The following is a 22,647-nucleotide window of genomic DNA, read 5'->3' on the forward strand; positions in this document are numbered from 1 at the left end:
GGGCGGACGCCGGGAGTTGTGCCTCAGGTGCATTGCCACAGGTGCGCACTGACCGCGCACCCATCGCACCAGTATGTGTAGAGCATGCCCCCGCTGCCCCACAGCAGGATGCCGCCGTCGACGGCGGGCAGAACGGAGTCGAGCTGCATCACCACTGGCATGGCCGCACCACAGTCGGGGCACAAGGGGTACTGCGCGGACTGCACCCAGCTCGGCGCACCGCCCACACGCGAAAGATTTTCGTCACCGTTGGACACCCCCCAATCCTGTTCCCGCCAGCGTTGCCCGGGCAGCGACACCAGCTCAACGTCCGCCTCCATCAGCACCCCGCACCCCTCGACATCCGCAGCAGGCACATCGCGGCACTGGCTCGGGTGCGCCTGCGGAAGCCCCTCGGCGGCATGCCGGTAGAAGAGCGGCCCGATGCCACTCCAGCCGCAGCAGTCCAGGCACAGGCCCAGCGTCAGCACGCCCTCCGCCGTTGCGCCCACGTGCCGCGCGTCCAGCGACAGCAACCGCTGCAACGGCGCGTGACACACGCCGCAGCGAGGCTGCATATGCCCGCCCATGTGGGCGTGGCCGCGTGATTCGCCCTGGTTCCAGGTGGCATGCAGCCGCCAGAGCCGCCGACGCCACGGCGCTGCATCCGCGTTCTGGGCCGCCCGCTGTGCGGGCGCGAAACGCAGGTGCAGCGGTTGGTCGGTGTGCAGTGGCGTGCCGGTGGTCCGATCGATTCCCGCCTCGTGCGCCCACGTGTCCGCCGCCTGCCCCGTCGCCCGCTCCAGATAGGCCCGCGCCTGGCCCTGCACGGTTGCGCGCCTGCTTTTGACCAGCGCCAGGGCCCGGTCGACGTCGTCCCGCCCTTCCGCCACCTCCAGCGCAACCGCCCAACGCGCAGCCACGTCCGCCGGCAGCCCGCGCCATGGGTAGGTCGCCGCACATCCCTGCTGCCCGGCCACCGCAAGCAGAGCCTCCCAGTCGTCGATCAGCACATCGCAGGCCTGGTACAGCGCGTAGCCCACGATCTGGCGCGCCTGTCGGTGGGCCGGGTCGCCCAGGAGTGTTCGCCATGCGGCGTCGGCCACCGCGATCAACCGATCGTCCGTCAACAGGCCCAGCGCACGGTCCAGGAATGTTGCCGGCGTGCAATCGCGCCGCATGGACTGCATCAACAGCGTCTCGAGGGCGGCGGGATCCTGCTCGGCCAGGTCCAGCATCGGGCTGACGCTGTCGACGCGATGACCATCGCGCGCATGCCGGGACAGGATGCTGTCAATCAGGGGATTCATGCAGTGGGCAACACGCTGGACGGGGCGCAAAGTCTGAGCCGGTCGCGCGCGTTTGGGAAATGCAGCGCCGCTCACGCCAGCCTGGACGCCAGCGGCGTGAGCATGACGCCCGGGGCCGCGTGGCCAGCGCTTACACTTCCCACATGACCCGCTCGCATCCCTGGCGCCTGGCCGACGCGCACAACGCTCCCTTCCCTCCTGCCGAGACCGCGTTGCGCGAACCGGATGGTTTGTTGGCCATCGGTGGCGACCTGACGCCGGTGCGGCTGCTCAATGCCTATGCCGGCGGCGTGTTCCCGTGGTTTTCCGACGGGCAGCCACTACTGTGGTGGTCGCCGGACCCGCGCATGGTGTTCCGCACCGACGGCGTGCACCTGTCGTCGCGGTTCCGCCGCAGCCTGCGTGCCAGCCCGTGGGTGGTACGTGCCGACACGTGCTTTGCCGAGGTGATCGCCGCCTGCGCGGGCAGTTTCCGCCCGGGCCAGGACGGGACGTGGATCACCGATGGGATGCGCGACGCGTATGTGGCCCTGCACCGAATGGGGCACGCGCATTCGGTGGAAGTGTTCGATGGCGAGCGGTTGGTGGGCGGCATCTACGGCGTGGCGATCGGGCAGATGTTCTTCGGGGAGAGCATGTTCAGCGCCGCCAGTGGTGGCTCCAAAGTGGCGTTGGCCGCATTGGCCCGCCGCCTGGCACAGTGGGGCTGGCCACTGATCGATGCCCAGGTGGAGAACGATCATCTGCTGAGCATGGGCGCCGAACACTGGCCGCGTGAGCGCTTTCTGGCGCTGGTGCGGGAGCAGGTGCGGATGGATGCGGCGGTGGGGAGCTGGACGACGGGGTTTGGTGAGATGGCGGCGGCGGTGCTGGCAAGCCAGGAATCCTGAGGAGCCGGCCAGCGGCCGGCACTACCCGGCGCGGTCGAGATCAGGAGGAGCCGGCCAGCGGCCGGCAGTACCTGGCGCGGTCGAGATCAGGAGGAGCCGGCCAGCGGCCGGCACTACCGGTGATCGGTCGGGATTGCGGGGGGAAGGCCTGCGGCCGGAAGTGCGGGTGCGCGGCGGGTGAATCGCTGGTAAATCGGGCCGCTTAACGCAAACTTTGCATGAACGGGCGAACCCGCGTAAAATGCCCGCTCTTAAGGCCAGCTCGGCCGTTTACAGAACTGCACAGGACTACATGTCGAAAGACGACTCCATCGAGTTCGAAGGCACCGTCAGCGAGACGCTGCCGAACACCACTTTCCGCGTACGACTGGAAAATGGGCATGAAATCATCGCCCACATCTCCGGCCGCATGCGCAAGAACTACATCCGCATCCTGACGGGCGACCGTGTCAAGGTCGAAATGACGCCCTACGACCTGACCAAGGGTCGTATCACGTACCGCATGAAGTAAGCGGTTCGGGGCGGCTTCCCAACAGAAGCCCCGCCAGAAGGCCAGCCAGGAGCTGGCCTTTTTGCGTGGCCGCGATAAAGCGGCCACCCCCCTGCCAAGCGACACCCTGACCCTGTGCACCCTGACATCGGTAAGGCTGCCTTGACGCAGATTCGCACTGGCGCGGCACCCCGCACTCTGGTTGCCGATCCAATCCGGATCGCCATCCCCCGGCCCCTGCCATGAAGACCCTGTCCCTGCTCAGCCTGCTGGCCTGCACCTGTCTTGCCACTGCGGCCCAGGCCGCCGAACCGGCGCCCGCCGCCGACACCGCATGCATCACGCTGTCGGCCGACCAGCAGATCGTGCGCGCCGGCGCCGACCGCGACATCCTGCTGCGCAACGCCGACCAGCACTACGTCGTGCGCTTCAAGGACAGCTGCACCAGCGCCGCACAGACCTCGGACCTGCGCTTTGTCACCCCCGAGCGTGATGGGCAGCTGTGCGGCGGCGGCGTCAGCAGCCTGCGCACCAAAACGCAGAAGTGCACCGTGAGTGAGGTGGAGCCGATCACGCCGCAGCAGTTCGGTGCGCGGGCGCGCGCGCGGCGCTGAGCACTGGATCGGCGGACATGAAAAAGCCCCTTGCGGGGCCTTTTCATGTACCGGCTGCACGTCACGACCAACGGTCGTGTTTTACACCGTTGCCGGCAGCAGGCGCTCCGGTTCGGCCTGCGTTTCCACGAACAGCTCGTCGTCGCGCACGTCGATGCTGACCCGGCCACCGTTGACCAGCTTGCCGAACAACAGTTCGTCGGCCAGCGGACGCTTCACCTTGTCCTGGATCACGCGCGCCATCGGGCGGGCGCCCATCAGCGGGTCGAAACCATGGCGGGCCAGCCAGTCGCGCGCGGTGGGCGTGGCCGACAGGCTGACGTGCTTCTCCTGCAGCAGCATCTCCAGCTCGATCAGGAACTTGTCGACCACGCGCAGGATGTGCTCGAAGCCCAGCGGCTGGAACTGCACCACCGCATCGAGGCGGTTGCGGAATTCCGGCGTGAAGCTCTTGCGCAGGATTTCCATCGCGTCGGTGGCGTGATCCTGGCGGGTGAAGCCGATCGAACGCCGCGAGGCCTGGGCCGCGCCGGCGTTGGTGGTCATCACCAGCACCACGTTCTTGAAGTTGGCTTCGCGCCCGTTGGTGTCGGTGAGCACGCCACGGTCCATGACCTGCAGCAGGATGTTGAAGATGTCCGGGTGGGCTTTTTCCACCTCGTCCAGCAGCAGCACGCAATGCGGGGTCTTGACGATCTTCTCGGTGAGCAGGCCGCCCTGGTCGAAGCCGACATAGCCCGGGGGCGCACCGATCAGGCGACTGATCGAATGCGGCTCCATGTACTCGCTCATGTCGAAGCGGACCAGCTCGATGCCCAGCTGCAGCGCCAGCTGCTTGGTCACCTCGGTCTTGCCCACACCGGTGGGGCCGGCGAACAGGAAGTTGCCGATCGGCTTCTCCGGGTTGGCCAGGCCCGAACGGGCCAGCTTGATCGCCGACGACAGCGTCTCGATGGCCGGATCCTGGCCAAAGATCACCATCTTCAGGTTGCGCTCCAGGTGCTGCAGCACGTCCTTGTCGGTGGCACTGACCTGCTTTGCCGGGATGCGCGCCATCTTGGCCACGATCGTTTCGATCTCCTCGATGTCGATCAGCTCCTTGCGCTCGCCCTCGGGCAGCAGGCGCTGGCGGGCGCCGGCTTCGTCGATCACGTCGATCGCCTTGTCCGGCAGCAAACGGTCACCGATGTGCTTGACCGACAGGTCCACCGCGGCCTGCAGCGCATCGTCGGCGTAGGTCACGCCGTGGTGCGCTTCGTAACGCGGCTTGAGGCCCTGCAGGATCTCGTAGGTTTCGCCCACGGTCGGCTCGACGATGTCGATCTTCTGGAAGCGCCGCGCCAGCGCGCGGTCCTTCTCGAAGATGCCGCGATACTCCTGGAACGTGGTCGAGCCGATGCAGCGCAGCTCGCCCGACGCCAGGGCCGGCTTGATCAGGTTGGAGGCATCCATGGTGCCGCCCGACGCCGACCCGGCACCGATGATGGTGTGGATCTCATCGATGAACAGCACCGCATTGGGCATCTTCTTCAGCGCGGTCAGCACACCCTTGAGGCGCTTTTCGAAGTCGCCCCGGTACTTGGTGCCGGCCACCAGTGCGCCCAGGTCGAGCGAGTAGATGATCGCATCGGCCAGCACGTCGGGCACCGAACCTTCGACGATGCGCTTGGCCAGGCCTTCGGCGATGGCGGTCTTGCCCACGCCGGCCTCGCCCACGTAGAGCGGGTTGTTCTTGCGGCGGCGGCACAGCACCTGGATGGTCCGCTCGATTTCATCGCGACGGCCCACCAGCGGGTCGATCCGGCCATTGCGGGCGGCCTCGTTGAGGTTGCTGGCAAACTCGGCCAGCGCATCGCCCTTGCCTTCGCCCTCACCGCCCTCGGCGCGGCCTTCACCATCGGCGGCCGGCGGCACTTCGCCGTCTTCGCCCGGCTTGGCGATGCCGTGGGACAGGTAATTGACGATATCCAGCCGGGTCACATCCTGCTGGTTGAGGTAATAGACCGCGTGGGAGTCCTTCTCGCCGAAGATGGCTACCAGCACGTTGGCGCCGGTCACTTCCTTCTTGCCCGAGGACTGCACGTGGTACACGGCCCGCTGCAGCACACGCTGGAAGCCAAGCGTGGGCTGGGTATCGCGGCCATCATCTTCGGCCAGGCGCGAGACCGAGGCCTCGATGGCCTGCTCCAGCTCCTGGCGCAGGCGCTCGGCGTCGGCCCCGCATGCCTTCAGCACGGCTTGGGCGGACGGGTTGTCGAGCAGTGCCAGCAGCAGGTGTTCCACCGTCATGAATTCATGCCGGGCCTCACGGGCGCGCTTGTAGCACTGACCGATGGTGTGTTCGAGGTCTTTACTGAACATGTTCTACTCCGGCGGCAGGTGGGAACAATATGCGGCCTAGCTGCGCAATTTCCATCACCCTAGCGGATTGGTGCGTTCAGACAGCGTTAGCGGTCCAACCCCACCCGGTTTCCCCAAGGTGCTTCCCAGCAACTCCATGATGCCTGAACTCCAGCTCACGAAATGGCAGCTTGTCCGTGATGGCGACGTCATCACCACCCCGCACGCCCGCCTGTGGCCGGTCCGCCTCCCCGACGGTTCCGCGGCCATGTTGAAGGTGAGCACGGAGACCGAGGAGCGCAACGGCCACCGGCTGCTGCGCTGGTGGGACGGCGACGGCGCGGTGCGGCTGCTGGCCCATGACCACGAGGCGGTGCTGCTGGAGCGCGCCCAACCGGGCGAATCGCTGCGGCCGATGTCCATCGCCGGCCAGGATGCGCAGGCCACCGCGCTGCTGTGCACGGCCGCCCAACGCCTGCACCGCCCGCGCGGCGCGGTGCCGGAGGGGCTGGTGCCACTGCGGGGCTGGTTCCAGGCGCTGCTACAGCCCGGCGTGGCGCTGTCGCCATTGCTGGAACAGTGCAGATCACTGGCAACGGCAGTGCTGGCCACGCAGATCGAGGTGCGCCCGCTGCATGGCGACCTGCACCATGACAACGTGCTCGACGGCGGTGCGCGCGGCTGGCTGGCCATCGACCCCAAGCGCCTGCTTGGCGACCGCGCCTTCGACTACACCGTGCTGTTCCGCAACCCGGATCTGTGCGGGCCGGGCATCCATGTGGCCATCCACCCGGACATCTTTGACCGCCGCGTGGACCAGGTCAGCGCGCTGGCCGGACTGGAGCGCACGCGCCTGCTGCGCTGGATCGCGGCCAGCGCCGGGCTGTCGGCGGTGTGGTTCCTCGAGGATGGCAGCGCCGCCGACGTCGATCTGGCGGTGGCGGCCATGGCCCTGCGTCAGTTGGCACGCACCGGCGGCTAGCCGCTGGTCTTTTCCATTGTGCACAGCAGCGGGTGCTGGTTCATGCGCGAGAATTCGTTGACCTGGGCCACCTTGGACTCGGCAACCTCACGGGTGAACACCCCGCACACGCCGCGACCGCGGGTGTGGACGTGGAGCATCACCTGGGTGGCCTTGTCCAGGTCCATGGCAAAGAAACTCTGCAGGACGGTCACCACGAAATCCATCGGGGTGTAGTCATCGTTCAGCAGCATCACCTGGTAGAACGGCGGCGGTGCCACCTCCGGCCGGGCCGGTTCCAGCATGACGCCGTGATCGTGGTGGGGTTCTTGGTTGGGCTCGCGGGGCATCCGCACATTATAGCGGGATTGGACGCCGCCTCTGTCGCCCTTCACAATCTGCATACCCACCCCACACTTTCACAGGGATTTCATGAAAAGGATCGTCACCGCGCTGTTGCTGACCGCCACGATGTTCGGCGCCCACGCAGCCGAACCCGACAAGGCCGTCGGCCGTGTGCTCAAGCAGCTGGACTACCCCTACGAGATCGACGAGGACGGCGACTACAAGCTGGTCTTCGATGCCGGCGAGGACCGTACCCAGCTGGTGTTCGTACGTTCGTCGGTGGAAGAGTTTGGCAGCCACAAGATCCGCGAGATCTGGTCGCCCGGCTACAACTCCCCCGGCAAGCAGTTCCCGGCCGCGGTGGCCAACCGCCTGCTGGAAGACTCGCAGGACGCCAAGATGGGCGCCTGGGTGAAGCAGGACCAGCTGGCCATGTTCGTGGTCAAGGTGGACGCCAATGCCAGTTCGGCCGCGCTGAGCGATGCCATCGATGCGGCCATGCGCACCGCCGATGCCATGGAAAACGAGCTGACCGAGACGGACGAATACTGAGGTGAATGCCGTGCAGGACCCGCGCTGGACGCCCCATGTCACCGTCGCCACCGTTGTGGTGCGTGACGGGCGCCTGTTGCTGGTGGAAGAGCGTATCGACGGCCGTGACGTGCTCAACCAGCCGGCCGGGCACCTGGAGGCGGGCGAAAGCCTGGCCGCCGCGGCGGTGCGCGAGACCCTGGAAGAAACCGGCTGGACGGTGCGCCTGAGCGCCTTCATCGGCGTCTACCAGTGGACCGCGCCCGACGGCACCGCCTTCCTGCGCTTCGCCTTCGCTGCCGCGCCGGTCGAGCACGATCCGGCCCGGCCGCTGGACACGGGCATCCTGCGCGCGCTGTGGCTGACCCCGGCCGAGCTGCAGGCCAGTGCGGCACGCCTGCGCAGCCCGTTGGTCTGGGAGGTCGTGGCCGACTACCTGGGCGGCCATCGCCATCCCCTGTCGCTCCTGAAGGAAACCGCATGAGCACGCCCCGGGTGATGGTCGGCGTGTCCGGCGGCGTGGACTCCTCGGTGGCGGCCTGGCGGCTGGTCCAGCAGGGCGAGCCGGTGGCCGGGCTGTTCATGCAGAACTGGGCAGACGACGGCAGCGGCGACTGCCGGGCCGAGGACGACCGCCGCGACGCGGTGGCCGTGTGCGGCCTGCTGGGCATCCCGTTCCACTTCCGCGATTTCTCCTCCGAATACTGGCAGGGCGTCTTCGCGCACTTCCTGGCCGAATACGCCGCCGGCCGCACCCCCAATCCGGACGTGCTGTGCAACCGGGAAGTGAAGTTCAAGCATTTCCTGGACGCGGCCCGCGAACTGGGTGCCGAACGCATCGCCACCGGCCACTACGCCCGCGTGGCGCAGGTGGGTGGGCGCTGGGCGCTGCTGCGCGGCGCCGACCGCAGCAAGGACCAGAGTTACTTCCTGCACCAGCTGGGCCAGGAACAACTGGCGGCCACCCTGTTCCCGATCGGCGACCTGCAGAAGAACGACCTGCGCCGGATCGCCCGCGACGCGCGACTGCCCACCCACGCCAAGAAGGATTCCACCGGGATCTGCTTCATCGGCGAGCGCGACTTCCGCGAGTTCCTGGGCCGCTACCTGCCGGCCAGGACCGGCGAGATCCGCGACCCGGCCGGCGCCCTGATCGCCGAACACCCCGGCGTGTTCTATTTCACCCTGGGCCAGCGCGAGGGCCTGAACATCGGCGGCGTACGTGGCCGCCCGGCCGCGCCCTGGTATGTGGTGGGCAAGGACGTGGCCAGCAACGTGCTCTACGTGGACCAGGACCGTGACAGCCCCTGGCTGCTCTCGACCCGGCTGCATTCCGAGGCCGCCCACTGGATCGCCGGCGCCCCACCCGCCCGCCGTTTCGACTGCACCGCGCAGACCCGCTACCGCCAGCCCGATGAACCCTGCACGGTGACCGTGCGCGACGATGGCACCCTGGAGGTGCTGTTTGCGCGCCCGCAACGCGCCGTCACCCCCGGTCAATCGCTGGTGTTGTATGACGATGAGGTCTGCCTGGGTGGCGCGGTGATCGCCGCCACCGACGCGCCGCTGGAACAGCGGCTGCGGACTGCCCCTTCCCCCTTCGAGGTATCTGCTGCATGAGTTTTTCCGTCGACGACCGCGTTCTTGCACTGGCCGGCATCGCCCAGGCCCTGCAGCAGGTGCGCCGCATCGCCGAAACCGGCCACTCCGAAGCGGCCGTGGTGCGCACCGCCGTAGACAGCGTGTTCCGCATCGATGCCGAGACCCCACAGGCCATCTACGGCAGCCCGGCCAACGTGGCCTCGGGGCTGCGCCTGCTGCACAACTATTTCCGCAACCAGGGCCAGGACGATGCCCTGCCCCGGCTGGCGCTGGCCGTGCTGCAGCTGGAGCGCCGGTTCGTGCGTGAGCATGCGGTGGTGGACAAGGTGAGCCAGGGCATCGAGCGCGCCCAGCGCCAGGCCACCGAGCTCGGCGACAGCGCCCACCCGGACGTGCTGGCCGCCCTGGGCGGGCTGTACGCGGACACCATCAGCAATCTGAAGCCGCGGGTGATGGTCCAGGGCAACCCGCACTACCTGGGCCAGGCCGGGGTGGTGGCCGAGATCCGCGCCCTGCTGCTGGCGGCGGTGCGTTCGGCGGTGCTGTGGCGCCAGACCGGCGGCCAATACTGGGACTTCCTGTTCTCGCGCAAGGCGATGATCGAAGCGGTGGACCGCCAGCTGCGCTGAGTCACGGCGGGCGGGTAGAGCCACACCATGTGTGGCTTCGGGATGAGGGGTTGCGTGCAGCCACCCATGGGGTGGCTCTACCGTTGATGGATGCGGGTAGAGCCACCCCATGGGTGGCTGGGTTGGGCGGTCGGGGATCCCGCAGCCACCCATGGGGTGGCTCTACCGCGGGGAGGTTTTTCGATGGAATGTGCAGTGCAGCACTAAAGCAAATGGGGGTACGGCCGATACCTCAACCGTGCACTTCCCGAGAACGTCCATGTACTCACGCATCTTCATCCGTCTGGCCGCCCCCCTGGTCCTGACCCTGCTTCTTCCTTTCGCCATCGGTTTCGAATGGCCCGCCGCGCTGCGCTGGGCCATCCTGACCACGATGACGCTCAGCTGGCTGGGCTTTGCCTGGTGGACCGCCCGGGCCCAGACCCAGCGATCCCCCGAGCATGCCCGCATCCTGCGTGAGCAGGACCAGCTGCTCACCGAGCTGCGCAGCTTCGTTGCCAACGAAGTGGACGGCTCCCGCGGCGAAGTCGAACGCGCCCGTGATCTGATCCGCCATGCGGTCAGCGGCCTGGGTGGCAGCTTCGACGCCATGAACCGCAAGTCGCGCCAGCAAAGCCAGGCATTGGCCCGCATCGTCGACCGTGCCGGTGAAGACGGCGGCGCCGGTGTCGACGTGGCCCGCTTCGCCCAGCATGCCAGCCACCGCATGGAACAGCTGGTGGAAGCCCTGGAGCAGGTCAGCGGCCAGAGCAGCAACACCGTGCAGCACATCGACCAGATGGCGCAGCACCTGGATGGCATCTTCGCCCTGCTGGAAGACGTCAAGTCGATTGCCGACCAGACCAACCTGCTGGCGCTGAACGCGGCCATCGAAGCGGCCCGTGCCGGTGAGGCCGGTCGCGGCTTCGCGGTGGTCGCCGACGAGGTGCGCAACCTCTCCGAGCGCTCCACCACGTTCAACGAGCAGATCCGCAAGTTGGCGCACAGCTCCAAGGACGCCATCGCCAAGGTCCGCGAGACGGTCTCGCACATGGCCTCGCGCGACATGGACCGCTCCCGCGAAGCGCGTCACGAAGCAGCGCAGATGCTGGACAACGTGGCCCAGATCAATGCCTCGCTCGGCGACGGCATGCGCGAGATCTCCGAGTGTGGCCGTGCCATCGACAGCAGCGTGGCCGAAGCGGTCCGCGCCCTGCAGTTCGAAGACATCGCCACCCAGGCGCTGGGCGGCGTGCATACCCACCTGGACCGCCTGACCGCCATCAACCGCGAAGCGGTGGCCCTGCAGGAACTGCTGCATCGCAATGGCGGCGTGTTCGACGAAGAAGTCGTCAGCGCCCTGCAGCGCACCGGCAGCCGCCTGCGTGAAATGCGCAGCGAGTGGGAACGCCCGCCGCACAAGGCCGTTGCTCAGCAGAGCATGGCCGCTGGCGCGGTCGAGCTGTTCTGACCCAGATGTTCCGCGTCGGCAACGGCGCCCACAACGGCCCCGGTTTCCCCGGGGCCGTTGTGCTTGCAAGATCCGTCCTGGCTGCAGATGATCGACCCATGCTGTTGACGAACACCCCCCATGCCGCGCTCACCTCTTCCGCCCCCCTGCGCGAGGCAGTGGCGGCACCTGAGGAACGCATCCCCCCGCCCTCGCCTGTTCGCACGCCCGAGCCGCTTCGCGGACGGGCATTGCTGGCCGAGCTAGAGCAGGTGGCGCAGCGGGAACTGGCGCAGCTGGCGGCACAGGGCGGGCTTGCCGGATCGTCAGGCGCCGCTGCCGTGGACCCGGCATTGATCGGCCTGGCCTGGGACCTGGGGCTGAGTGGCGATGCCGTAGTGACCGCTTCCCCGGACCCGATGCATCCCCCGCACCGTCCATGACATCCGGCTTGAGGCGCGTGGCACTGCATGCGCAGGGGCTGGCGTCACGGGCGCCGTTCGGCGAAGGCCCGGCGGGCACCCACCGCGCCATCGCCCACCTGGGCTATGTGCAGATCGATACGCTGTCGGTGGTGGAGCGCGCGCATCACCACGTGCTGTGGAATCGGGTGCCCGATTACGACCCGGCGCACTTGAACCGCCTGGTCGGCGAGCGGCAGATTTTCGAGTACTGGTATCACGCGGCGGCCTATCTTCCGATGTGCGATTACCGCTATGCGCTGCGCCGGATGCACGCGATACGGACGGGCGAAAGCCGCTATTTCCGTGGCGGCGACCCGCAGCTGATGAAGCAGATCCTGGCGCGGATCCGCGCCGATGGCCCGATGCGGATGCGCCACCTGGACCCGGGCACCAAGGAAGCCGGCAGCTGGTGGAACCAGGGGCCCGGCCGGCGCGCCTTCGAGACGCTGTTCATGCGCGGCGACCTGATGGTGTGCGAGCGCAATGGCATGGAGAAATCCTACGACCTTGCCGAGCGCTGCCTGCCCGACGACATCGACCTGCGCGTTCCCACGCTGGGTGAGTACGCGACCTATCTGTTCGAGACCACGCGACGGTCACACGGTGTGTTCACCCTGAAACAGCTGCTGCACCTGCAGGCCGGAAAGGATCTGCGCGATGCGATGCGCGCGGTGGTCGACGAACGGGTCGATGCGGGTCAGGTGAGCGTGTGCAAGGGCGACGATGGGGTGACCGCCTACGTCGATGTGGCCGCGCTGGACCGCCCGATGCGACTGCGTCGCGAGGTGAAAATCCTGTCGCCGTTCGACAACCTCGTCATCCACCGGGACCGCCTGAGCGCCCTGTTCGCCTTCGACTACCGGGTCGAGTGCTATGTGCCGGCGAGCAAGCGCGTGCATGGCTACTTCTGCCTGCCCGTGTTGTACGGGGACCAGGTGGTGGGCCGGGTGGACTGCAAGGCGCACCGCAGCGAGCAGCGGCTGGAGGTGATAAGTCTGCACGTGGAGCGCGACGATCTGGATCGCGATCACTTCCTGCCTGAACTGCGCAAGGCGCTGCACCGGTTCGCGGTGTTCAATCGATGTCCAGAGCTGGACGCACGCGCCGTGGATGGGATGGCGCTGCGGTAGTGGTTGCCTGCCTGCCGACGGCCGATAGTTGTGCCATCGGGTGTTGGCCGACGACGTTTGTGCGCCCCGCCCCATCATTGTCTGAGCCACCGCGGTCCATCCGCCGTCGATCCGGAGTTGCCACGGGGGGTATCCTGTTTTGCTGCGCCGGCCTGCAAGGGTGCCGGCATCCACAAGGAACAGTATGTCCGAAGTGACAGATTTCCATCTCTTCTGGGGCGAAGCGATGGCGGCGGCGGAGCGGCATGCCGCCTCGATGGAAGCCGATGGCGCCGAAGATTTCGCCCGGCAGCTCTATCGCGAGTACCTGGAACAGGGCGCACCCAAGGCGCGCAAGAAATGGCTGGCCACCCGGCTGGCAAACGCCTTTCCCTGCATGGATGCCAAGCCGAAGTGGGTGGGTGAGCCGGCCTGGTTGTACCACCAGGGGCAACCGATGGTGTTCCTGCACCAGTTCCAAGTCAGCATTGCCGCGCAACACCTGATCGGCCACATGTCATTGGGCGAAACGCTCTACATGTTCGGAGGGCGACACCGGTTGGGCCCTGGCCCCGACGCTGGCTGGACCGACATCTACCGCATGTCCGTGCAGACCTACGAAGGCGACACGGTGGGTGAGATTCCGGGCCCGCAGGGGTAAGCGCACCCACGCGATCCGCGGTAGAGCCGACCGTTGGTCGGCTGCACCGGGAGCAGCCGACCAACGGTCGGCTCTACCCGCCAGGGGTGTGCGGTCAACGGACTCTCGCGAACGTTGAGCGATGGCGCGCGGCCAGATCGCGTGGGTCGAGGGCATGGGCCGCGGCCCACGGCGACACCACCCACACGGAACCCCGCAAGCGTAGAGCCGACCGTTGGTCGGCTGCACCGGCAGGCAATCCCCCAGGCAAACACACGCTTTACAACAAGTTGCATCGACACAGCCCCGGGACTTTTCCACCATCGGCTCCCCCTGAGACGAGTTGCTTCCCCATGGCTGAATTCACGCCACACCTCTCGATTGACCTGAAGCCACTACCCGCCGGTGCCGAGCCGTGGCTTCTTGAGCCCATGGAACTGAACATTCTCCGGCGCACCCTGGATGAAACGGGCGACTTCCAGCAGCCGTATGCCGCACTGGAGGACCTTGATGACGCGGACGCCGGCAGTGTCGATGCGAACGTTGAGGTTTCCTCGGTGCAGCTCGATGACGGCCCCCCTGCGATCCTCATCGAAGATGACGGGGCCGAGGATGTGCAGGACTATCTCGTGCTGGAGGCCCCATGGCGTGGACTACCCGCTGGCACGTTGCTGCACAGGTCCGGGCAGAGTGCACGCGCGCTGACCGTTGACGACACGGACCCCGGCCGGACGCGCGCACTGACGATGTTGGTGTTCCTGGACCTGCTGATGATCGTTTCGGGGCCGGAAGCCGGCGCGTGATGAGACCGCGTCAAGCCACCCTCTCTGGTAGAGCCGACCGTTGGTCGGCTGCACCGGAAGCAGCCGACCAACGGTCGGCTCTACCGGGGGTCGCGTGCGATCAAATTGCGCGGGTCGGTGACGCGGTGGCGGAGATGCCGGGGCTGCTGGGGTAAGGCCATCTACGAACGTAGAGCCGACCGTTGGTCGGCTGCACCGGGAGCAGCCGACCAACGGTCGGCTCTACCCGCCAAATGTGCGTGACCAACGGAACCCCGCGAACGTTGGGGGATCGCGCGCGATCAGATCGCGTGGCTCAGCGCGACCACCGCCTCGCGCGGCGCGATGCGGGTGCCGCCGGTCTTCAGCCATTGCGCCAGGTCACGCGGGGTGAGCGGGCGCGAATACAGATAACCCTGGATCTCGTCGCAGCCCTGGCGGCGCAGCATGGCTTCTTCCTGCTCGGTTTCCACCCCCTCGGCGACGACCTTCATGCCCAGCGCATGGCCCAGGTGGACGATGGCCTGGGTGACTTCGGCCGTGCCGGTGTCGTGCAGCATGCCCTGCACGAAACTGCGGTCGATCTTCAGGCGGCCCACCGGGAAGCGGTTGAGGTAATGCAGGTTGGAGAAACCGGTGCCGAAGTCATCGACCGCCAACGGCACGCCGTGGCGTTCGAGCACGTCGAAGCAGTGGCGCAGGACGTCGGTATCCCGGATCAACGCAGATTCGGTCAACTCCAGCTCCAGCCGCTGCGGCGGCCAGCCATGGGCATGGCAGATGTCGATCACGCGCTCGGCGAAACCGCGGTCGCGCAGCTGCACCGCCGAGACGTTGACCGCCACGCGGTCGAACGCCAGGCCGGCGGCATCCCAGGCGGCCGCCTGGCGGCACGCCTCGGCCAGGACCCAGTCGCCGATGCGGACGATCTCACCGCATTTTTCGGCGATCGGAATGAACTCGGCCGGGCTGCAGTAGCCGATACCGGGCCGATGCCAGCGCAGCAGGGCTTCGATCGCCGGCGGCTGATCGTTCTCGGCGTGCAGCAGAGGCTGGTAGGCCAGGGTGAACTCTTCGCGCTCGATCGCGCCCAGCAGCGCATGCTCGATCTCCAGCTTGCGCTGGATCTTGGCCAGCGCGTCCTGGCTGTAATACTGGTAGGTGTTGCGCCCCGCTTCCTTGGCGGCGTACATCGCCGCGTCGGCCGCGCGCAGCAGCGATTCAAAGTCGTGGTGGCTCTGATCAAGCATGGCGATGCCCACGCTGGCGCCCACCTTCAGCGTGGTCTCGCCGCGCTGCAGCGGCTCAGCCAGCGAGGCGATCAGCTTGCGGGCCACGTGGCCGGCGTCCTCGGGGTCGGCCAGGTCACGCAGCACCACGATGAACTCGTCGCCGCTGAAACGGCCGAACAGGTCGGCGTTGCGCAGGTTCTGGTGCAGGCGGCTGGCCGCCGCCTTCAGCAGCGCATCGCCGGTGGCGTGGCCGAAAGTGTCGTTGATGGTCTTGAAGCCATCCAGGTCGATGAACAGCATGGCCAGCGGCGCGCCACGGTCGCGCGCCTCTTCGATGGCATCGGCGGTCTGTTCGCGCAGCAGCATGCGGTTGGGCAGGCCCGTCAGCAGGTCGTAGTGGGCCAGCAGTTCGATGCGCTCGTTGGCTTCGCGTTCGCGGGTGATGTCACGGAACAGCACCACGAAGCGGGTTGGCAGGCCATCGCGACGGTCCAGTTCGATCAGCACCTGCACCCAGATACGCAGCCCGGACTGGCGGTAGAAGCACAGATCCAGCTGCTCGGGCAGGCCGCCGTCGGCGATACGCTCCAAGGCGGCCTCGAAGGCATCGCGCGAATCCTGGGTGTACAGGGCCAGCGCCTGGTCCAGGCTGATCGGCTCCTTGCGCAGGCCGTGGATGCGGTAGCACTCCTCGGTCCACTGTATGTGGCGGGTGGTTACTTCGATTTCGCAGCCACCGATGCGGCCCAGCGCCGACACGCGGTTGAGCAGTTCGGTGCGCCACCGGATCAGCGCGTCGGTCTGGTGCTGTTCGGTGATGTTCTGGACCTGGCCCAGCAGGCGCTGGATGCGCCCGTCTGCGCCGAGCAGCGGCTGCATCCACAGCCGCAGGTGCAACGCACCTTCGCGCTCGCGCGGCAGTTCCAGCTCCAGCGTGGTCGGCTTGCCATCGCGCAGCATGCGCCGCCAGGCGTGGCGCAGCAGGCTGCGCGAGCGCGGTTCAAGCTGGCGCAACCAGCGCCGACGCCCGCTCAGCGGATCTTCGCCCACGCCGAGCAGGGCGCGGAACTCCGGCGACCACCAGAACTGGCGCTCGGCCGGGTCCCACGACCAGCTGCCCATGCTGGCGATGCGCTGGGCTTCGCGCAGGTGCACCTGCTGCTCCAGCAGCTGCGCCTCCAACTGCTTCTGGGCCTGGATTTCGGTGTGCGTGCCCACCATGCGCAGGGGTTGGCCGTCGGCGGTACGCGCCACCACCCGGCCACGGTCGAGCACCCAGCGCCAGTCACCGTCGGGATGACGCAACCGGTACTGGGCGGTGTACACCTCGCCGTCGCCGCGCAGGTGGGCGTCCAGGGCGGCGCGCACGGCCGCCTGATCGTCCGGATGGACCGGAGCGAGCAATGCCGCGGTGACATCGCCCCGGGTGACTTCTTCGGCCGGTACCGGCTGGTCGTCCCAGCGCCGTGACCGGATCACCGCGTCGCTGGGCAGGTCCCAGTCCCACAGGCCATGGCCGGCGTGGTCCAGGGCCAGCTCCCAGCGGCTGCCGGCATAGCTGGCCACCGGCTCGGGCACGCTCAGCGTGAAGGCCAGCAGGTTGCCGTCCGGGTCGTGCACGGCCCGCATCCAGCCGTCCAGGCGACCGCGCGGCCCGCCGGGCAGCTGGCAGGGCACCAGGCCTCCATCAGCCGCCAGCAGGCGCAGGTCTTCAAGCAGCTCGCCATAGGCCGCCACGGTTGCCGGCAGCCCAAGCTCGCGCGCGACCGGGTTGGCCGCCAGCGGCCGCCCGGCCCGGTCGAGGATGACCAAGGCCGACGCCAATGGGTGCTGCAGCAGACTCGCGATAATCCCTTGGTCCACGCGGTAAGACTCCGATAACGCACCCGACGACCGGGAACGCAATCGTTAGCGGCGGATTTCGCCAATTATTGAGCGGTGCGCGGCGTGCACCCCCAAATGGCATGACACCCACTAAGATGCAGTTCGCCCGCCCCGAAGGTCCCCGACCCGTCCATGCCTGTCGCCCCCTCCGGCCTGCCCCACCCCACCGCCCCCGAACGCCCGCTCGCCCAGGCCCTGCGCCGCGACCGCTGGCGGGTGGTGGCCGGTTACCTGGTGCTGGCCCTGGTGTGGATCCTGTGCAGCGATGCCGCGGTGCAGGTGATGGCCGGCGACATGGCCACTGCGGCGCGGTGGCAGACCGCCAAAGGCACCTTCTTCGTGGTGGCCAGCGCCGGGCTGATCTACCTGCTGCTGCGTCCGCTGGCCCAGCACGTGCTGCACGCCCATTCGCGGCTGGAGAGCTCCGAAGCCCGCCACCGGCAGATGTTCCAGGACAACCCCGGGCCGATCCTGGTGTACGACCTGGAATCCCTGGCGATCCTGGATGTGAATCCCGCCGCGAGCAGCCTGTTCGGCTGGGACCGCGAGGGATTCATGGCCATGCCGATCAGCGCGCTGTGGCCTCCCGGCGACGAGCCCCAGCTGGCCGCCAAGCTGGCGGAGCTCCGCGCCGAGCCCGGCGAACTGTGTGTGTTGACCGCCGACCTGCAGTTGCGTGACGGCAGCCGCCGGCGCATGGAAATGCGCAGCAACGCCATCAATTACGGCGGACGCCCTGCCCGGCTGCTGATCGCCATCGACCGCACCAGCGAAACCCAGGCCCTGCGCCGCCGCGACATGGCCCTGGCGCGGGTCGAGGAAGCGCACGAAATGGCCCGCATCGGCGCATGGGAAGTGGACCCGGCCACCGGGCTGGGCCGCTATTCCAACCAGGTCTATCACCTGCTGGGCCGCCGTCCGCCGGAAGCGCGCCGCTGGCATCGCTTCGAGGAACTGCTGGTGCCGGCCGACCCGGCCACGGCTGCACTGAGTGAGCAGCTGCTGCAGGACATGACCGGCGAGCAGGTGCAGATCGACGTGCTGCTGCCGCTGCTGGCGATGGACGGACGTGCGCTGATGGTGCACCTGCGCGCCGAAAGCGGGCACGACGATGCCGGCCGGCCCCGCGTGCTGGGCACCTTGCAGGACGTCACCGAGCGCGAGCAGTCGCGCCGCCTGCTGCGTGAGCGTGAAGAGCAGTTCCGCGAGCTGGTGCGGGTGCTGCCCGATGGCGTGGTGATCCTGTCCGACGAATACGTGCTGTATGCCAACGCCTGCGCGGCGGCGCAGTTCGGCTATGGCCAGCACACGCTGCTGGGCGAGCCACTGTCGGCGCTGGTGGACGCCGGTGATCTGGCGCGGGTGCGGGCGCAGCTGTTCGCGCCGATCCCGCTGCCGAGCACCGGCGCCGGTGAAGTGATCGGCATGCGCCGGCTGGACCGGCAGCGCTTCCAGGCCGGGCTGGCCGTGGGTGACGTGCGCTATGGCGGACGCAACTGCAAGCTGTTGATCGTGCGGGACCTGAGCGAACCCGAACGGATCCGCGAAGCCCTGGAAACCAGCAACCGCGAGTTGCAGGCGATGGCCGGGCGGTTGTTCTCGCTGCAGGAAGATGAGCGCCGCGCGATTTCGCGCGACCTGCATGACGACATCGGCCAGGCGATCACCGCGATGAAGCTGTCGGCGTACGCCGCGCAGGACGAGGCCGATGACACGCGTCGCGGCGAAGACCTGGAGCAGATCATCCAGCTGGCCGATGCCACCGTGGGCAAGCTGCGCGACATTTCCACGCTGCTGCGCCCGCCACAGCTGGACGCGCTGGGGCTGGAAGCCGCGCTGCGCTGGCAGGCCGGCATGTTGTTCCGCTCGGCGGCCATCGAACTGCTGGCCGACATCCAGGCGCTGCCGCGACGCCCGCAGGGCGATATCGAGCAGGCCTGTTTCCGCATCGCCCAGGAGAGCCTGACCAACGTGCTGCGCCACGCGCGCGCCAGCCAGGTAAGCCTGCAACTGCATGACGTGGGCGACAGCGGCCTGCACCTGCAGGTGCGCGACGATGGCGAAGGCTTCGACCCGGAAGGCCCGCGCGGGCTGGGGCTGATCGTGATGCGCGAACGCGCGCAGAGCGTGGGCGGCACCCTGCGCATCGAGTCGGCGCATGGCGCCGGCACCCTGATCGACCTGTACCTGCCGTATCGCAGCAGCGCTGCGGCCACTCCCGATACTCTGGAACACTGAACATGTGGAACCCTTCCCTGCCCCTGGTCAGCATCGAGGACGCACCACCGCGCCTGGGTGCGGGCAATCCCGAGCTGCAGGCGATGGTCACCGAGGCCGCCTCCGGTGGCACCCCGCTGATGCTGATGCACGTGGACATCGACCATTTCGCGTCGGTCAACGAGAACATGAGTGCCGAAGTCGGTGACCAGGCGCTGGTGCTGGTGGCCCAACGCCTGCAGCACCACCTGCGCGGCCGCGGCAAGCTGTGGCGGCATGGCAGCGACGAGTTCCTGATCGCGGTGCCGCGCAGTGCCGGCGTTCCGTTGCCGGAAGACCTGGCCGAGGAAATCCGCCAGCAACTGGAACTGCCGTTGTCGGTGCTGCCGTATACGCTGTTCATGACCGGCAAGCTGGGCGTGAGCCTGTGCCCGGAGCATGCCACCGGCACCTCGCGCCTGCTTGACCACGCCGAGGACGCCCTGCACCAAGCCGCCCGCGAAGGCGGCAATGCGGTCCGCATCCATGCCGTGGACACGCCGTCCAGTGCGCACAGCGAGAGCATCATTGCGCGCCAGATCGTGGACGCCATTCCCAATGGCGAGTTGAAGCTGCGCTACCAGCCACTGGTAAGCGCGCGCGATGGCCACGTGGTGGGCATGGAGGCGTTGCTGCGCTGGCAGTCGCCCACGCTGGGCATGCTGGTGCCGGAGCGCTTCATGCGCACCGCCGAACGGCTGGGCATCATCGTGCAGATCGGCACGTGGGTGCTGGAAGGCGCGCTGAAGCAGGCCAAGCTATGGCGCGACCAGGGCTTCGACGATTTCACCATCGCCGTCAACGTGTCCACGCTGCAGCTGCTGCGCCCGAACTTCTTCGCCGAAGTGATGTCGGTGCTGCAGGCCGCTGGCGTACCGGCGCAGATGCTGACCCTGGAGATCAACGAAAGCGCGCTGACCAACAACGTCAATTTCGTGCATGAAACCCTGGTCAACCTGCGCAACGAAGGGATCAGCCTGAGCCTGGACAACTTCGGCACCGGCGATTCCAGCCTGAGCGCCCTGGTGCGCTACCCGGTGGACAAGCTGAAGATCGACCGCAGCTTCATCAAGAGCGCACCGGCCGGCAACCGCGAGGCGGCGATCGCGCGCGCCATCATTGCCATGGGCCACCAGCTGGGCATGACGGTGATCGCCAACGGCGTGGAATCGCAGGCGCAACTGGGCTTCCTGCGGCGCAACGACTGCGACGTGTTCCAGGGCTACCTGTTCGGCGAGCCGATGTCGGCCGATGCGGCCGGCATGACCCTGCGCCGCCGCTACCTGCGCCCGGAAGCCTTCGCCGAGACCCGTCCCGATCGCACGCTGCTGTTGCTGGACGACGAGGAGAACGTGCTGCGCTCACTGGTGCGGCTGTTCCGTCGCGATGGCTATCGGATCCTGGCGGCTGGCAACGTACGCGATGCGTTCGACCTGCTGGCGATCAACGACGTGCAGGTGATCCTGTCCGATCAGCGCATGAGCGACATGAGCGGCACCGAGTTCCTGGGCCGGGTGAAAATGCTGTACCCGGACACGATCCGGCTGGTGCTGTCGGGCTACACCGACTTGAATACGGTCACCGACGCGATCAACCGCGGCGCGATCTACCGGTTCCTGACCAAGCCGTGGAACGACGACGAGCTGCGCAAGCACATCCACCAGGCGTTCCGCACGCACGAGGAACAGCGCCGGGCCAATACGGCGCCGCCGGTGGCACTGCCGGCGGTGGACGAGGACTGAGGGCGCCAATCATCGCGCCGGACGACGACCGAGGACGCCCCTCATCGAGGTAGAGCCGACCGTTGGTCGGCTGCTTTAGGACGCCCCCGCGCGATGCAGCCGACCAACGGTCGGCTCTACCCCCTGTGGGTGCGACGGCAGCCGACCAACGGTCGGCTCTACCCGGCGGGGTGCGTCGGTGGCCGATCAACGGTCGGCTCGTGCGTCGGTAGCCGGGCAGAGCCCGGCTCTACGTGGCGGGATGCGTCAGCGCGGCTGTTTGATCGGCAGGACCAGGCGGAACCTGGAGCCTACGCCCGGGGTGCTGTCCAGGTCGATGCGGCCGTGGTGCTTGTTGACGATGCTGTAGGAGATCGACAGGCCCAGGCCGGTGCCGCTGCCCACCGGCTTGGTGGTGAAGAACGGGTCGAAGATGCGCTGGCGCAGGTCCGGCGAGATGCCGCCGCCGGTGTCTTCGAACTCCACCCACACGTGGTCGCCGTCCACGCCGGTGCGCACCGTAATCGTGCCGCGATCGGCGATCGCATGGCCGGCGTTGAGCAGCAGGTTCATGTACACCTGGTTGAGCTCGGACGGCAGGCATTCCACCAGCGGCAACTGGCCGAATTCGCGCTGCAGGGTCACCTTGTACTTGAGCTCGTTCCAGATGATGTTGATGGTGGACTCAAGCCCGGCATGCAGGTCGACCAGCTTCCACGATTCGTCGCGGCCGGAATACGAGAAGTCCTTCAGGTCGCGCACGATCCGGGTGACCCGCTCGATGCCCTCGCGCGACTCGGCCATCAGCTGCGGCAGGTCGCGGCTGATGAAGTCGATGTCGAAGCGGGTGCGGATGTCGTCGATTTCCGGGATTAGCGCCTTCGGGTCCGGCGCGCGCAGGGCGCGCTCGTACGCTTCGATCACGGTGAACAGGCTACGCAGGTACTCCTGCAGGCTGCCCAGGTTGGAGTGCACGTAACCGATCGGGTTGTTGATCTCGTGCGCCACGCCGGCGGCCAGCTGGCCGATGGAGGCCATCTTCTCCGACTGCAGCAGCTTTTCCTGGGTGCCGTTGAGGCGCAGGTATGCCTGGCGCAGCTCGGCATGGCGCTGCTGCAGTTCGCGCTCGTAGTCTTCCTGGCCTTCGATGCGGCGGAACAGCGCCAGGTAGTGGCGCTGGCCCGCGTCTTCGTGGTGGTAGACGTGGGCGATGACCATGCGCTCGCCGACCGGCAGGCTGCCGTTCCAGTGGCCGTGCTGGCGGGCGTGCTCCAGCGCGTCCGGCGGCAGCAGCTGGCGCAGCCATTGCGCCGCGCCCAGGCCGGCGGCGTCTTCGGCGTGGCCGAGCATTTCGCTGACCGCGGCATTGGCCAGGGCCACGCTGCCATCCTCGCGGAACAACAGCATGCCTTCGTTGACCCGCTCGAACAGGGCAAGCA

General features: G+C 67.7%; 20 protein-coding genes. 15 read left to right on the forward strand and 5 right to left on the reverse strand.

Annotated elements, in window-relative coordinates:
• Positions 1 to 23: 23 nt before the first annotated feature.
• On the reverse strand, positions 24 to 1,289 hold the full coding sequence (locus tag DX03_RS20915) for a hypothetical protein (RefSeq protein WP_038688387.1): 1,266 nt from the start codon (positions 1,287 to 1,289) through the stop codon (positions 24 to 26).
• A gap of 143 nt (positions 1,290 to 1,432) precedes the next feature.
• Here DX03_RS20915 and aat point away from each other — a divergent pair, with 143 nt between their 5' ends.
• From aat to DX03_RS10050, 3 genes are all read left to right on the forward strand, one after another.
• A complete protein-coding gene (aat, locus tag DX03_RS10040) occupies positions 1,433 to 2,179 on the forward strand; it encodes a leucyl/phenylalanyl-tRNA--protein transferase (protein ID WP_038688389.1) in 747 nt (248 codons plus the stop codon).
• A 292-nt stretch (positions 2,180 to 2,471) separates the two neighbouring features.
• Entirely contained in the window at positions 2,472 to 2,690 is a 219-nt protein-coding gene (gene infA / locus DX03_RS10045; protein WP_005409596.1) for a translation initiation factor IF-1, read from the forward strand.
• A gap of 221 nt (positions 2,691 to 2,911) precedes the next feature.
• On the forward strand, positions 2,912 to 3,283 hold the full coding sequence (locus DX03_RS10050) for a hypothetical protein (RefSeq protein WP_051598826.1): 372 nt from the start codon (positions 2,912 to 2,914) through the stop codon (positions 3,281 to 3,283).
• A gap of 81 nt (positions 3,284 to 3,364) precedes the next feature.
• Here the strand turns inward: DX03_RS10050 and clpA are convergent, their stop codons facing one another.
• A complete protein-coding gene (gene clpA, locus DX03_RS10055; RefSeq protein ID WP_038688391.1) occupies positions 3,365 to 5,644 on the reverse strand; it encodes an ATP-dependent Clp protease ATP-binding subunit ClpA in 2,280 nt (759 codons plus the stop codon).
• A gap of 139 nt (positions 5,645 to 5,783) precedes the next feature.
• Here clpA and DX03_RS10060 point away from each other — a divergent pair, with 139 nt between their 5' ends.
• Positions 5,784 to 6,605, forward strand: coding sequence for an APH(6)-I family aminoglycoside O-phosphotransferase (locus tag DX03_RS10060; RefSeq protein ID WP_038692219.1), 822 nt, complete (start codon positions 5,784 to 5,786; stop codon positions 6,603 to 6,605).
• Here the strand turns inward: DX03_RS10060 and clpS are convergent.
• Positions 6,602 to 6,934, reverse strand: coding sequence for an ATP-dependent Clp protease adapter ClpS (clpS, locus tag DX03_RS10065; RefSeq protein ID WP_038688394.1), 333 nt, complete (start codon positions 6,932 to 6,934; stop codon positions 6,602 to 6,604). The two genes, DX03_RS10060 and clpS, sit on opposite strands and share 4 nt — an antisense overlap.
• 82 nt (positions 6,935 to 7,016) lie before the next feature.
• Between clpS and DX03_RS10070 the strand changes: the two genes are divergently transcribed.
• The 9 genes from DX03_RS10070 (at position 7,017) to DX03_RS10110 (ending at position 14,136) form a co-directional block, all read left to right on the forward strand.
• Positions 7,017 to 7,481 (forward strand): hypothetical protein, encoded by a 465-nt coding sequence (locus DX03_RS10070; protein WP_038688395.1) that lies wholly within the window; start codon positions 7,017 to 7,019, stop codon positions 7,479 to 7,481.
• A 1-nt stretch (position 7,482) separates the two neighbouring features.
• Complete coding sequence (locus DX03_RS10075) at positions 7,483 to 7,944, forward strand: NUDIX hydrolase (protein ID WP_038688398.1); 462 nt, start codon at positions 7,483 to 7,485, stop codon at positions 7,942 to 7,944.
• A complete protein-coding gene (gene mnmA / locus DX03_RS10080) occupies positions 7,941 to 9,080 on the forward strand; it encodes a tRNA 2-thiouridine(34) synthase MnmA (protein ID WP_038688400.1) in 1,140 nt (379 codons plus the stop codon). Before DX03_RS10075 ends, mnmA begins: the two co-directional genes overlap by 4 nt.
• Entirely contained in the window at positions 9,077 to 9,691 is a 615-nt protein-coding gene (gene hflD, locus DX03_RS10085) for a high frequency lysogenization protein HflD (protein ID WP_038688402.1), read from the forward strand. Before mnmA ends, hflD begins: the two co-directional genes overlap by 4 nt.
• Positions 9,692 to 9,950: 259 nt before the next feature.
• On the forward strand, positions 9,951 to 11,141 hold the full coding sequence (locus DX03_RS10090; protein WP_038688404.1) for a methyl-accepting chemotaxis protein: 1,191 nt from the start codon (positions 9,951 to 9,953) through the stop codon (positions 11,139 to 11,141).
• Positions 11,142 to 11,239: 98 nt separating this feature from the next.
• Positions 11,240 to 11,563, forward strand: coding sequence for a hypothetical protein (locus DX03_RS10095; protein ID WP_038688406.1), 324 nt, complete (start codon positions 11,240 to 11,242; stop codon positions 11,561 to 11,563).
• Between the two features lie 17 nt (positions 11,564 to 11,580).
• Entirely contained in the window at positions 11,581 to 12,714 is a 1,134-nt protein-coding gene (locus DX03_RS10100; RefSeq protein ID WP_219335229.1) for a winged helix-turn-helix domain-containing protein, read from the forward strand.
• Positions 12,715 to 12,898: 184 nt separating this feature from the next.
• On the forward strand, positions 12,899 to 13,354 hold the full coding sequence (locus DX03_RS10105) for a hypothetical protein (RefSeq protein WP_038688410.1): 456 nt from the start codon (positions 12,899 to 12,901) through the stop codon (positions 13,352 to 13,354).
• 332 nt (positions 13,355 to 13,686) lie between these two features.
• Positions 13,687 to 14,136 carry a hypothetical protein gene (locus DX03_RS10110; RefSeq protein WP_038688412.1) on the forward strand — a complete coding sequence of 150 codons (450 nt, stop codon included), beginning with the start codon at positions 13,687 to 13,689 and terminating at the stop codon, positions 14,134 to 14,136.
• A gap of 281 nt (positions 14,137 to 14,417) precedes the next feature.
• Here the strand turns inward: DX03_RS10110 and DX03_RS10115 are convergent, their stop codons facing one another.
• Entirely contained in the window at positions 14,418 to 17,210 is a 2,793-nt protein-coding gene (locus DX03_RS10115) for a bifunctional diguanylate cyclase/phosphodiesterase (RefSeq protein WP_038688414.1), read from the reverse strand.
• A gap of 153 nt (positions 17,211 to 17,363) precedes the next feature.
• Here DX03_RS10115 and DX03_RS10120 point away from each other — a divergent pair, with 153 nt between their 5' ends.
• Positions 17,364 to 19,469, forward strand: coding sequence for a sensor histidine kinase (locus DX03_RS10120; protein WP_038688416.1), 2,106 nt, complete (start codon positions 17,364 to 17,366; stop codon positions 19,467 to 19,469).
• 2 nt (positions 19,470 to 19,471) lie between these two features.
• Complete coding sequence (locus DX03_RS10125; protein ID WP_038688418.1) at positions 19,472 to 21,229, forward strand: EAL domain-containing protein; 1,758 nt, start codon at positions 19,472 to 19,474, stop codon at positions 21,227 to 21,229.
• 246 nt (positions 21,230 to 21,475) lie between these two features.
• Here the strand turns inward: DX03_RS10125 and DX03_RS10130 are convergent, their stop codons facing one another.
• Entirely contained in the window at positions 21,476 to 22,615 is a 1,140-nt protein-coding gene (locus tag DX03_RS10130; protein ID WP_392732944.1) for an ATP-binding protein, read from the reverse strand.
• Between the last annotated feature and the right edge of the window lie 32 nt (positions 22,616 to 22,647).

Origin of the sequence: Stenotrophomonas rhizophila (genome assembly GCF_000661955.1) — a bacterium.
Taxonomy (GTDB): Bacteria; Pseudomonadota; Gammaproteobacteria; order Xanthomonadales; family Xanthomonadaceae; genus Stenotrophomonas; species Stenotrophomonas rhizophila.